This is a genomic window from Nostoc sp. 'Lobaria pulmonaria (5183) cyanobiont' (genome assembly GCF_002949795.1).
In the GTDB taxonomy this organism is placed as follows: Bacteria; Cyanobacteriota; Cyanobacteriia; order Cyanobacteriales; family Nostocaceae; genus Nostoc.
This window is the reverse complement of sequence record NZ_CP026692.1, coordinates 673,488-686,027: the sequence shown is the minus strand read 5'-3', so window position 1 is coordinate 686,027 and position 12,540 is coordinate 673,488. Positions and strand designations below refer to the sequence as shown.

The following is a 12,540-nucleotide window of genomic DNA, read 5'->3' as shown; positions in this document are numbered from 1 at the left end:
TGGTCATTGGTCATTTGACTCTGGACAAAAGACAAATGACTAATCGTCAAACCAACTAGCACGCCATGCAGCTTCCGCTTCAGCGATCGCCTTTTCTTTATATCTCTTTTTATACTCTCGTCCTAGTTTGTTTAGCTGAACTAAAATACTGCGGATTCGCTTGCGCTCAGAGGAAAGTGTCACATCAGCAAATTCAATTTCTCCTAGCCGCAGGTTAATAGCCATGATTTGAGTCAGTCCAGAATCTTCTGACTGTTGCTCATTTTCAATTTCAATTACTAAGTTTAATAAATTGGGTGGCCCCGGCATTACCTCAGCAGATGCTTCTGATGCTGCCGCCGCCGCTGCTAAAATCGGTTCTGGTAATTTTTTCGGTAATACTCCAGCTTTTTGCAACAAAAGATTAGCATCATGCGAAAGTTTTTTCAGTATATCTTGCGCAGCCTCTTCTAATTTCTGTTGCCATTTTGCCAGTTCTATAGGATCGGAGGTGTTGGCAGTGAGATAGTGAGAATTAGAAGTGTCCAGAAATAGTGAAGATGAAGAGGATGTTACTTCCTCATCCACCTCATCCACCTCATCCATCTGATCTCCCTCATCCACCTCATCTTCCCCTGATTCTTCACTTTTAAGATAAATGAGCAATTGTTCAGCTGCCAGTTGACCCAACTTACGAATAGCTTGTTGCAATTGTTGGCGCTGATTCAATGACAAATGCAAAAAGTTTTCGGGATATCCTTGGGTACAGAGGTGGTAACTCGCGAGAATCAACTGTTTGCGTACAGCTAGCCCCAAGGTGTTTAGATAACTAGCATAAGCGCTTTTTAGTTCGATTGCGATCGCCCGGATCGCTTCTTGGAGTGCTGCAATATCCTGCTCAATTCGCTCGATTGCTCTTGCCATATTTTTTCGCTCTTGCCCATCTGAACCATTACATAGTACAAATGTACAAACTTATTTTAGGATAACTTTTTAGAGAATTTTAGATTTTAAATTAAATGCGAAATTTTCTGTCTTTACTAAATAAAATACAGGCCAAGCAAATAACCTGACCTGTTTTGTAAAGAGTCATTTGTCCTTGGTACAGACTAATGACTAATGACTAATCTTACTTGGTGCCCATTTGTGCAGCGACTTCATCAGCAAAGCTCATTTCTTGTTTTTCAATGCCTTCGCCCAGTATATAACGGACAAAGCGACTCACTTGAATCTCTTCGCCTAATTGTGCTTTCGCTTGCTTTATCAAGTCTTCCACGGAAATACTCTGATCGCGAATGTAAGGCTGATCGAGCAAAGTCAATTCTTTCAAGCGTTTTTCAATCCGTCCTTGAACAATTTTTTCTTTGATGTTTTCAGGCTTGTTCGCCAAATCATCCTTGCCCATTTCAATGTCTTTTTCCTTTTGGGCAACTTCGGCGGGGATTTGGTCTACACTCACATACTCGACATTAGGACAAGCCGCAACTTGCATTGCAGTGTTCCGTGCCAAGGTTTGGAACTCGGAATTAGCAGCTGCTGACTCAGTTTTGGAACCTAGTTCTACTAATACACCAACTCGACCGCCAGTGTGAATGTAGCTGTCTACTACACCTTGTGTGCCTTCTGCTATTGCAAAATTAACAAAGCGGCGCACTTGGATGTTTTCACCAAGGGTGGCAATGGTTTGCTTGATAAATTCTTCTACAGTCGCACTTTCATTATCAATATAGGGTTGAGCCAACAAAGACTCAACACTATTAGCTGTCGCTGCTTGCTTTGCTAGATTCTTAACTAAAGCTTTAAAAGCCTCGTTACGAGCAACAAAGTCGGTTTGGCAGTTGACTTCTATGAGTACACCCACTCGGCCTTTGGGCTGAATGTAAGTGTCTACTAGCCCTTCTGCCGCAATGCGATCGCTTTTTGCCCCCGCCTTAGAGATGCCCTTTTTCCGTAGCCAGTCTGCGGCTTCTTCTACGTTGCCTTCAGTCTCTATCAGCGCCTTTTTGCAGTCCATCATGCCGGCACCAGTTTTTTGGCGTAGCTCTTGGACGAGTTTTGCAGATATTTCCGCCATTTTGCCTCAATTCCTAACTTGACCTCGAGTTGTAATCACTCACCTAATTTAGTACTGAGTACTGAGTTTTGTTAGCGTTAGCGGGGCGTTTAGCCCGTGCTGAGTTTTGAGTGTTCAGTTATCAATTTTATTCTTCATTGACAAATCACAACTTACAACTTCAAAAATCAAGACTCAGCACTATTCAATTTGCTGAGTCTTTCTATCTTACTCAGCACTCAGCACTCTTGACTCAGCACTATTCTTCTGTTTCCTCGTCAGGAATTACGGCATCAGTATATTCGGTTTCTTCGTAGTCTTCGTCATACTCACTACCGTCGTAATCTTCGTAATCATCTTCAACATCCAGCTGACCGTGACGACCTTCATAAATGGCATCTGCCAATTTTCCGACTATCAGTTTAATCGATCTGATAGCATCGTCGTTTGCTGGAATGGGGATATCTACTACATCGGGGTCACAGTTTGTATCCAACATGGACACAATGGGAATATTCAGCTTTTGGCATTCTTGAACTGCGTTATATTCCCGGCGTTGGTCTACGATTACCACGATGTCGGGCACTTTTCGCATTGTTTTAATGCCACCCAAGTATTTCTGGAGCTTCGTCATTTCCCGACGTAGCATTGATGCTTCTTTTTTCGGTAATAAATCTAGTGCGCCAGTTTCTTCACGGCGTTCTAAATCTTTCAGACGGTCAACCCGTGTTTTGATGGTTGCCCAATTGGTCAACATTCCGCCCAACCAGCGTTGGTTAATGTAGTGGGAACCACAACGGCTAGCTTCTTGAGCAATAATTCCAGCTGCTTGGCGCTTAGTGCCGACAAAAAGAAATTTTTTCCCTTGTTCTGCGTGCGATCGCATATAGTTGTAAGCATTATCCATCAACTGGGCAGTTTGCACCAAGTCGATAATATGCACGCCATTGCGGGAAGTATAAATGTAAGGAGACATTTTTGGGTTCCAACGCCGGGTCTGATGCCCAAAGTGAACCCCTGACTCCATCATTTGAGCCAATGAAACTACTGGCATATATTTTTCAACTCCGATTCGGGTTAAACCTCCATCCAAGTGCATTTCCCAATCGGGAAACACCCGAATTCTTAGATGTGCGAGATTAGTTAACTATACTAGGTTAGCATATTCTGAAGAGTTGTAGTTGCTTGACCGAGTCAGGTCAAGAAAATAGTGCTGCCTACTCAACAATCGAGCAGCACTATGCTTGTAGTAATAAAAATCTTGCTGTTTTAAAGGTCTACTCGCGGTCTTCTCGATCTTGGGGTTTGGGTTTTTGTCGCCGTTGTTCGATCTGATCGTCGATAGTTTCTCGCATTTTGCGATCGGCAGCGTCCATCGCAGAATACTTAAAGCGGTTGATTATGCCACTGAACAAGTGCGTAGCTACAGTAACTTCTGGAATTACACCTTGCGGGTTACTCAATAGTATCGGGGTCTAGATTGAGCGATCGCAACCTTGCCTTTAATTTTTCTATCTGCAATTCTGCCTGTTCTGCTCGTTGGCGTTCTTGTTCTGCTCGTTGGCGTTCTTGTTCTGCTCGTTGGCGTTCTTGTTCTGCTCGTTGGCGTTCTTGTTCTACTAGTTCTTCTGCTTGCTGTCTTGCTAAAATTTCCTGCCTTAAAGCCTCTACCAGTTCATCAGGTATCAGTAATTTTTCCCCTGTATCCTCAAGGTAAAATCCAATTAGCCTTCCCTCAACTACCAAGCGTAGTTGTAACGGTTCACTGCGTCCATCTTGTATCGGTTCGTAGATTTCTCCCCGCAGCCGATAGCCACGTAACTGTTGTTCCACCCACTCGCCTTTAGGGTCAAATAGCCAGTATTCCTTGACACCTAGCTGTTCATAAAGGGTCTTTTTGAAGATTTCGTCTTGTCCCTTAGTCCCAAAGGATGTCATTTCAAAAATAACTGTGGGTACTTGACCCTCTTCCCAAACTTTATAGTTGTCCCGACCGCCAGGTGCAACATCAAAAATCACCATTACATCTGGGGCTACCCGCAATTTGGGAAAGCCCTGTGCATAGTAAAGAAATTGATTTCCCAATACTGTTGCCTGACGATTTGCCAGATACTGTTTCAGGACTTCTAAGGTAGTTAGTAAAGCATAAAGGTGGTCGTAGGTTTCTGCCACTGGTTGACCATCAGCACTGGGGTAGAAGATTTCTGATTCGACACTAACAGGTAGAGTAGCTGTCATGGTTGTAAACTCAGTGCTACGAGATTATTGTAGAACAACTCTACTTCTCTCTAACTTGGGATGTACAAGCTTTTTAAAATATAACTAGATAATTCACAAAAACCTTCCCCTTCGGCAGCAGTAGTAATGTAAGCAGGCTGATATTTCAATTGATTCACATATTCCAGGACGTTGGCCACGCCTACAGAAACAGGAAAATAACGCCGATCAAATAAACTTTCATCATTGGGGCTATTACCCACAGTGACAATTTGTTCTGATGAGTACTGGGGCAAATATTCGCGTAATACCTGCAACAATCCCACAGCTTTATCTTGTCCTTGCGGTTTAATGTGACACTGCACGTTGCTATAGGTAAATCCCCAACCCATTTGTTGACAGAGATTGTCTATGGTTTGTAGTTCATCTTGACTCAAACCAGCTACATCAAAAGTCCAGTCGGTGACGCGAAAGCGATTATCAGCAGATTCTTGGATTTGGGGAAATTTAATTTGTAAATTCTCAAAAGTTGTAGCCAAGTGCTGGCGATGGTGAACTAAATCGGGAATGGGTGTTAAAACTACTGGTTTCTGATTTCCAGGTGGAAAGTATAAACCACCATTTTCTGCCATAGCACCTGCCACTGGCATCAAACTACTCAATCCACTTACCCACCCAGCAGAACGTCCGGTGACAATTAGCACCTTAATATCAGCTGCGGCTAAATCCTCTAAAGCTTGTAGCAGTGCTGGAGTAAATTTTCCTTGTCTAGTCAGAGTGCCATCCATATCTGTGGCTATCAGACGAATCTTGCTAAAGCTTGTAGATGAAACCTCAGATAGGGGAGAGAGGCTCAAATGTCTGGACATATACGATTTGTAAAACGCTGTAAAAAATATTAATCATACAGCAAGATGACCTTGAAGATTTGGGCATCCTAAACATCAGGAGTCAAGTTTTTCAGTTTCCAACCATGTCCACTTCAATGTTTCTTGCCCAATCCTCTGGGAAAAAGACTACTAAAAAGGCATCCCAGGAAGTGCCAGCAAGTAATCCTGAAATACCATCTTTATTGTTGGTAACTTCTGGAGGACTGGCTTTAGTGGTGATTGCTTTGATTGTGTATATTAAACTCCAGAAGGATAAGCTGGAGAAAAAACTTAAGTTTGAACAATTCCGCGCGCGAGAACTAGAGAAAAAGTTTAAGCTGGCGCTGGAAACAATTCGCAAAATGGAAACTAATCCCGATTTGGTGAATTCACGGGACTTTAACCTGGATTATCTGCGAATGCGGATGTCAGAGGAGGTGTTTCATTTTGCAATTCTTAATCAAATAAAGATTCAGATCAAAGAAAAAATTTCTCAAGCCCTGCGTCCAAATCAAGCACAACTTGGATCGGTCGGAATTGCTAATAGCGCTGGACGGCAAGTGGATGAAATTTTTGATGTCGAATATGAGACTGGTAGTCCAGGGAATTCTGCTAAACGGGTGCTGTTTCGGATTCAAATCAAGTTAATGAAATTACCGACACAAGCAACTTCTGCAACTATTAGTCAAATTATTGATTGTATAGAAACTTACTTAAGCCCCATAGAAGACGAAGATAGTTGGCAGCCAATAATTCAAGGTCGGATTGCTACTATGCATTGGGATCAAAAGGCTAAACCTACGCCTCTACTGGTGCTAGAACAATCAAATGAAGGCGTGAATGTGACTTTTCGTACTAGTCGCCAACCAAATACTCCAACTCCGCCAAAGTCATCTGGAATTAAAAAATCAGGCTCGGCTAGATAATAAATTATGGCTGTCATTGGTCATTGGTCATTAGTCATTAGTCACTTGTACTGAGCGTAGTCGTTGGCGCAGCCTATCGTAGAGAAGTAATGGTCATTAATTTTGGATCGATGGTAAAAAACAAAGGACAAATGACAAAGGACAAAGGACAAAAGACAAATGACTAATGACTAAAATCATCACTGAATAACTGTATTAGAAGAATTACGGGTTAGAAGACCATCTTCCATTTCTACGATGCGATCGGCTATGTCTAAAATGCGGTTGTCGTGTGTCACTAATAAGATAGTAGTTCCCTGATTTTTGGCTAGACTCTGCATTATTTCCACAACATCGCGTCCTGATTGTTTGTCTAATGCTGCTGTTGGTTCGTCTGCTAGTACCAAGGGGGGACGATTCACCAAGGCGCGGGCGATCGCAATTCTTTGTTTTTGTCCACCAGAAAGATTGTCTGGGTAATAATCAACTCGTTCTTCTAGACCAACAGACTTTAGCATAGCTTTTGATTTAGCCATTGCTTCTGTTTGAGAAATATTATTGTTTAATTCCACTGCCATTTGCACATTTTGCTTGGCTGTCAAGAACCCTAGCAAATTGTGAGCTTGGAAAATATAACCAATGTTGCGTCGCATCTGCACTAATTTGTTTTGACTGACGCCAATAAGTTCTTCACCTAAAAATTTTAAACTTCCTTGTTGTACAGACCGCAAACCACCAATTAAGCTAAGTAATGTTGTTTTCCCTGAACCGGATGGCCCGGTCATAATCACAATCTCACCTGAAAAAATTTCTAGGTTAATATCAAATAATATCTGTTTTCTCAGTGAGCCTTTGCCATAGAAATGATTGAGATTTTTAATGGCGATTACAGGTTCTTTTTCTATCATACTTTTGTTAGTTATAAATTAGTAGTTCCAAAATTTAACTGTAGTGACTGTCAGAAAAATAATTCGCTTATTTATCATAAATCAAACTTATTATTAGTATCTTTTAATTAATACAATATTAATTAAAAGATATCTGCTGGATCGGCAGAGCGTAATTTTCTAACTGCGATCGCCCCAGAAATAATGCACATTATCATAGTCAAAATCAATACCATTGTCGCTCGGTCAAAACTCATGAAAACTGGTAAAAGTGTTGCATTTCTGGCGCTATTATACATAAATAAGGCAAAAACTATTCCAGGAAAATAGCCTAAAACTGCTAATAGCAAAGCTTCTTGAAGAATGACTGTCAATAAATAGTTTTGTGTATAGCCTATTGCCTTGAGAGTAGCGTACTCAGCTAAGTGGTCTGCAACTTCTGTATAAAGAATTTGATAAACAATCACAGTCCCCACAATGAAACCCATGACAGTCCCTAATGTGAAAATAAAGCCAATAGCTGTACTATTTGCCCAATAACTCCGCTCAAAATCAATAAATTCTTGTTTAGTTAAAACATTTACTTCATTAGGTAAATACTTGCGTAATTCTTGAGCAACAACATTAGCATCGGCTCCTGGTTTTAATCTAATTAGCCCAATATCAATTAATCCTTTTTGACGATTGCTGAATATTCGTAGAAAGTTGATATCACTCGTGATTAAATTACCATCTGCGCCAAATGATGCGCCTAATGTAAATAGCCCTTCTACTTTAACTCGCCGCCTTCGTACTTCTGCTGTTACAGTCTTTCCTTGGTCATAATTAGCAGCGATCGGGCCATACTCTACCCTAGAAGAACGGTCAAATAGAACTACATCAGGTAGTTTAAGTTTATCTAAATTTTCTTGAACTCCAGGTAAGTTAACTAGGTTAGTTTCTGGGTTCATTCCAAATATCAGGATACTCCGAGGCCGACCAGTTACAGGATTTTTCCAGATTGTAAAGTCCAAATATATCGGATGTACTGATTGAACTGCGGGTAATTCTAAAGCTTTATATAATCGTCGTTGAGAAAAGCTTCTCATCGCCAATATAGCGTTAGATTGACTATTAATTAAAACAATATCGCCTTGCAAGCTGTTATGGAATCGAACGTTACTATAATACAGAGCATCCCGAAAGCCGAGTTGCATAAACATTAAAATATCAGCAAAAGCAATTCCTGCTAAAGCCACAGCTAGGCGAGTTTTTTCCCTTGTCAATTGTAGCCATGACAGAGGTATTTTTTGATTCATTTTATAGGCATCCTAGCAAGTTTAGCGATTTGAGATTTTAACCCATTATGGTGACACCTGTGCCAGATGAATAGAATGTTTAAAATTACTTAAACAGACTATACAAGAATATTTAAAATCCAAAATATCAAATTATAAATTGGGATTACTGCTCACCGACAACTTAATTAGTTATTAATATCCACAAGAACTTTGGCATAAGTTAAACCAGAAACTTTCTGGCTATCTTCTGGAGACAGAGCAATTTTAACTTCTACAACTCTGGCATCCACATCTGCTGCTGGATCTGTATTCAGCACATCTTTTTTACCAATTTTTCTGCCAATTTCAGTGACAGTTCCCTTTAATTCGCCGCTAAATGCGCCGTTATCACTGGTGATAGTAGCATTTTGACCAAGACGCACTTTACCAATGCTGTCTTCAGCGACTTCAGCGATCGCAAACATTTGGTTGGTTTGGGCAATTTCGGCAATGCCATTTGCGCCGATCGCTTCGCCCGATTTGGTGTAAACCTTTAAAATCTCTCCAGCGATTGGTGCTTGAACGTAACTTAACCTTAGTTCTGCTTCGGCTTTTCTGACATTTGCGATCGCATTACTAACTTGGGCTTGCGCTACTTGCACATTGGTAGGGCTAACATCTAAAATTCTGCTCAGTTTGGCCTTTTCTTCATCGATTTGTCTTTGCAAAGTTGCTAAAGTTTTGTCACGGTTAACTTTGGCTTCGATGAGCTGCTGTTGCAAAGTTGCTAAATTTTGTATTTGGTTTGCTCTAGCTTCAGCAAGTTGTTGTCGCAGCGTTGCCAATGTTTGCTTTAGGGTCGCTTGGCTTTCAGCCACCTGTTGATTAGAAGTTATTGCACTCAAGCGTCTACTATCCCGCTCTTGCTGAGAAATTGCACCTTCTTTGTATAAAAAATCATAGCGTCCAGCATCGACTTGGGCATTGCGCTGTTGGGCTTGAATACGTGTAAGGGTTGCTCTCAGAGCTTCTTTTTGCCCACTGAGTTCAGCTTCTAGGCGATTTACTGTTGCTTGTTGGACAAGTTTATCACCACTTAACTGAGCTGCAACTCGTGCGATCGTTGCTTGTTGACCATTCCTCTCTCCAAGTAACTGCGCTTGTAGGCGAGCAATAACTGCTCTTTGAGCTTGAATATCTCTTGGAGATCCAGCCCTGACTTGGGCTAAATTCGCACGGGCTTCTTGAACTTTCGCCTTTGCCTCTTGTAGTCCGGCTACTTGGGTATCGCGGTTGTCCAAAATTGCCACAATTTGACCTTGCTTTACCCGTTCACCCTCTCTCACCAGAAGTTGCTGAATTCGTGACGATGGTGCTAATCCTGATGATGGGGCGGATAATTTAACAACTTCGCCTCGCGGTTCCAAACGCCCTACAGCACTAATGCTATTAGTAGATGGCATTACTGGTACGGATGTAGTCAGTTTTCTTAACTGCTCGATTTTGGCCGTACCTAGTATCCCGGCGGCGATTACTACTGGCACGGCTACAGCAATACCCCACCAAATCTTAGGTTGTTCGTGATTAAGTGTCTGTTCACTTGGCTTTGGCTTTTCAGTCACCCTTGACATAGTATGTTGCCCATTTACCTGAATTGTGCTGATGGAAGTAAAAATAAAAGGGTTTTTAATCAACAGCCAGCTGTTAGGACAAACAACAGTGGTTTCAAGCTGGGTATGGCTTAAAAATCCATTGTGTGATGAACGTTCAACACTATGGCTTTACAAAATGGTGTTTTCTATAGCGATTGCTCGTACCCTACGGATACTCCTTCGGAGAACTCGTAGAGTAGCCGCTGCGCGTTTATGTATGCAATACACTTTGACCTTTCTCCAAACCTCTCTCCTTTGAGAAGAGAGGCTTTGAGACTTACTCCCCAACGCTTGTAGGGAAGAGGGGGTTAGGTCTGTATTGAAACCCAGAAGCGCTATAGCCGATGGCTATTCAATAACTTTAAGTATTATTGAGACATGAGTGCAATGGGAGTTAGCAGAATTCACAAGCAGTATGAATCTAGATATAAAGACGCGATATATCACGTCTTTACACAAAATCCTAAATTGGTATGATGCGGTACTTTACTGCTACATTCACTACGGCTATAGTTAGTCACAAAATTGAAAAGAAACATCAAAAATAGACTGTTGCCTTTGTTGGACACAATCTTGCTACAAAAGTTAGTCTTCCTTAAGTCAATCAACGATTAACTAACTAAAAAATGTCTGTTAACTTGAACATTCCTAACATCAGAGTTTCCTTAACTTTCTGGTCAATGAGTTAGCTGTCTCTAGTTGCTTGCACCTGCCAAGACAACAAACCATTTTGTGATATTTGCTTCAAAGACCTTACTACTCTCCCTGTTGCTGTTTTGGGACTCCATTAAACTCTCGTTGAATGAATTCTACATTTATCCGTTACGCGAAAACGTAACAGAGCCTACAGATGGGGAGATGGAGGAATGATTAAGTTGGAAGGTCGAATAAAACTGTGGTCATGTAATTTTCTGCCCAAGCTGGGCCAAAGGCTTTTTCTAGTACGCGGCGGGTTTTATCGTTTTGCTGCTGTTTGGTACAGTAGTTGTGTTGTCCGGCGAGATTTTGGGTAACTTGTTCAACTGAAACAGGATGTGAGGCGATCGCTTGGATGCAATGAATGTCTAAAAATTCTCGCACCCGCGACAGAAACATTGTTTCTTCTTCTGGAGAACTAGGGCGGACAAAGATACAAAAATCCGAAAAAATATTTCCCCATTCTGGTAATTCACGGGGTTGAGAAAAGTTAAGTACTGTTAGCTGTGTCAGTGCAGAAGTATAAGATTCTGGTAAGGTGCGTTCTACTTGAATTGGAGAAAGGTCGGCGATCGCAGCACTAATTTGACCTCTACCCCCAACTAAATCACAACCAAACATCGGCAGGTTGTATTCTGGACGAGGAAACATGACGCAGTGCAAAATATCCAGCATATTGCCGATTTTTGCCAGTTCCAAGTGCATTTTCCGAAACTGGGGAGTTTGATAGCAGCGGTTTTCAATCGTCAGTTTTTCGCCTTCTAGTCTACCTTCCACATACCCCAACTCATTAGGCAAATGGTAGGGGGATAAATCCAGGTGCTGATGCCAAGCTGCCTCAATACAATCAGCTAGCTGACGAATTAGGGGATGTTGTTGCTCGCGCAGCGAGGGCATAGAAGTAAATGACATATTCTAGTTGGGAATGCGATCTAGTGGCCAGTCTACAACTTGTCGTGTCATACCTGTTGTGGTCTGCAATATAAGCAAACACTTACACCCAGCCAACGTAAATTTATAAGACAGATGCTTTTCACAAGGATTCTTTATTTTGTAGTCTAGGTTACATAAATTATTTTAGATTAGCCCATCTGTGAAGGCTAATAGAAAGCTATGAAACTAGATTCTCATAGACCAGATTTTGCTGTGCAAGCAAGAAGGCAGAATCTGGAAGGTTTACAGCAGTTAAGAGCTTCTACTTGGGTGAACCTTTTGCTACTTCCCAACCTCTTTAGTTTTGACGAAGCACTTTTATTATGTCCGGTTTCAGCAGATGAGTGGCTAGGCTGGATTCCAGATCATGGAGAGACAATACTCAATATCGGGCAATTTAGTTATTAGTTATTGGGCATTGGTTATTCACTTTGGACAAATGACAAATGACAAATGACTATTGCCAGAAATCAGTGACATCGTATCCCAATTCCTCTAGCATCTGCCGCAGCAGGGGTAAACTGAGTCCAATTACATTGCTGTGACAGCCTGCAATTTTTTCCACGAAGAAACTTCCAAAACCTTCAATGGCAAAGGCACCAGCACACTTGAGGGGTTCACCTGTGGCAACATAAGCTTTAATTGCCTTCTCGCTCATTTGAGCAAAGTAAACTCTTGTAACTTGTGACTCGACTAAAGTACGGTTTTGGTTATGGTCAATTAAGGCATGACCTGTATACAAGTCACCAAAGTTACCTTGCATTATCTGCCAACGAGCGATCGCTTCAGAGAAGTCTGCTGGTTTACCGTAAATTTCACCATTGATGGACAAAACTGAATCACAACCCATAATCAAAGCTGATTCAAACTGTGGGGCTACAGTTTCCGCTTTATACTGGGCAAGAGTTTTGACCAATTCTGCTGGTTCACTTAGTTCAATTTGCGACTCATCAAAGTCACTAGGTCGAACTATCGGTTCAATACCAACAGTTTGCAGCAAGCGGCGTCGGGCTGGGGAAGCTGAGGCAAGTACAAAAGGTGGAATTTTCATGAGATTTTAGAAAAATTTGTTAATTGAGCATTGGGCATT

13 protein-coding genes are annotated in these 12,540 nt (G+C 41.6%); 2 read left to right on the top strand and 11 right to left on the bottom strand.

From position 1 onward, the window contains the following. Positions 1-39: 39 nt before the first annotated feature. From NLP_RS02835 to NLP_RS02810, 6 genes are all read right to left on the bottom strand, one after another. On the bottom strand, positions 40-903 hold the full coding sequence (locus NLP_RS02835; protein WP_104905058.1) for a hypothetical protein: 864 nt from the start codon (positions 901-903) through the stop codon (positions 40-42). Between the two features lie 205 nt (positions 904-1,108). Next, positions 1,109-2,053 (bottom strand): translation elongation factor Ts, encoded by a 945-nt coding sequence (gene tsf / locus NLP_RS02830; RefSeq protein ID WP_104905057.1) that lies wholly within the window; start codon positions 2,051-2,053, stop codon positions 1,109-1,111. Between the two features lie 238 nt (positions 2,054-2,291). Then, positions 2,292-3,086 carry a 30S ribosomal protein S2 gene (gene rpsB / locus NLP_RS02825; RefSeq protein ID WP_104909752.1) on the bottom strand — a complete coding sequence of 265 codons (795 nt, stop codon included), beginning with the start codon at positions 3,084-3,086 and terminating at the stop codon, positions 2,292-2,294. A 223-nt stretch (positions 3,087-3,309) separates the two neighbouring features. After that, entirely contained in the window at positions 3,310-3,495 is a 186-nt protein-coding gene (locus NLP_RS02820; protein ID WP_104905056.1) for a hypothetical protein, read from the bottom strand. Next, the gene (locus NLP_RS02815; protein ID WP_104905055.1) at positions 3,488-4,270 is read right to left on the bottom strand and encodes a Uma2 family endonuclease; all 783 of its coding nucleotides are present in this window, start codon (positions 4,268-4,270) and stop codon (positions 3,488-3,490) included. The genes NLP_RS02820 and NLP_RS02815 overlap by 8 nt, the downstream gene beginning before the upstream one ends. A 50-nt stretch (positions 4,271-4,320) precedes the next feature. Then, positions 4,321-5,118 (bottom strand): HAD family hydrolase, encoded by a 798-nt coding sequence (locus NLP_RS02810; RefSeq protein WP_104905054.1) that lies wholly within the window; start codon positions 5,116-5,118, stop codon positions 4,321-4,323. A 104-nt stretch (positions 5,119-5,222) separates the two neighbouring features. On the opposite strand from NLP_RS02810, the gene NLP_RS02805 reads away from it, so the two are divergent. Continuing rightward, a complete protein-coding gene (locus NLP_RS02805) occupies positions 5,223-6,044 on the top strand; it encodes a hypothetical protein (protein ID WP_104905053.1) in 822 nt (273 codons plus the stop codon). 179 nt (positions 6,045-6,223) lie between these two features. Here NLP_RS02805 and NLP_RS02800 read toward each other — a convergent pair whose 3' ends face one another. The 4 genes from NLP_RS02800 to NLP_RS02785 all read right to left on the bottom strand — a co-directional run bounded on the left by NLP_RS02800 (position 6,224) and on the right by NLP_RS02785 (position 11,429). Beyond that, the gene (locus NLP_RS02800) at positions 6,224-6,931 is read right to left on the bottom strand and encodes a DevA family ABC transporter ATP-binding protein (protein WP_199784744.1); all 708 of its coding nucleotides are present in this window, start codon (positions 6,929-6,931) and stop codon (positions 6,224-6,226) included. Positions 6,932-7,053: 122 nt separating this feature from the next. Then, positions 7,054-8,208, bottom strand: a complete 1,155-nt coding sequence (gene devC / locus NLP_RS02795; protein WP_104905052.1) for an ABC transporter permease DevC — start codon at positions 8,206-8,208, stop codon at positions 7,054-7,056. Between the two features lie 167 nt (positions 8,209-8,375). Then, positions 8,376-9,800 carry an HlyD family efflux transporter periplasmic adaptor subunit gene (locus NLP_RS02790; RefSeq protein ID WP_104905051.1) on the bottom strand — a complete coding sequence of 475 codons (1,425 nt, stop codon included), beginning with the start codon at positions 9,798-9,800 and terminating at the stop codon, positions 8,376-8,378. Positions 9,801-10,691: 891 nt separating this feature from the next. Then, the gene (locus NLP_RS02785; RefSeq protein WP_104905050.1) at positions 10,692-11,429 is read right to left on the bottom strand and encodes a phycocyanobilin:ferredoxin oxidoreductase; all 738 of its coding nucleotides are present in this window, start codon (positions 11,427-11,429) and stop codon (positions 10,692-10,694) included. 201 nt (positions 11,430-11,630) lie between these two features. Here NLP_RS02785 and NLP_RS02780 point away from each other — a divergent pair, with 201 nt between their 5' ends. Then, positions 11,631-11,858, top strand: coding sequence for a hypothetical protein (locus NLP_RS02780; RefSeq protein ID WP_104905049.1), 228 nt, complete (start codon positions 11,631-11,633; stop codon positions 11,856-11,858). A 49-nt stretch (positions 11,859-11,907) separates the two neighbouring features. Here the strand turns inward: NLP_RS02780 and NLP_RS02775 are convergent, their stop codons facing one another. Next, a complete protein-coding gene (locus tag NLP_RS02775) occupies positions 11,908-12,501 on the bottom strand; it encodes a Maf family protein (protein WP_104905048.1) in 594 nt (197 codons plus the stop codon). Positions 12,502-12,540: the final 39 nt, after the last annotated feature.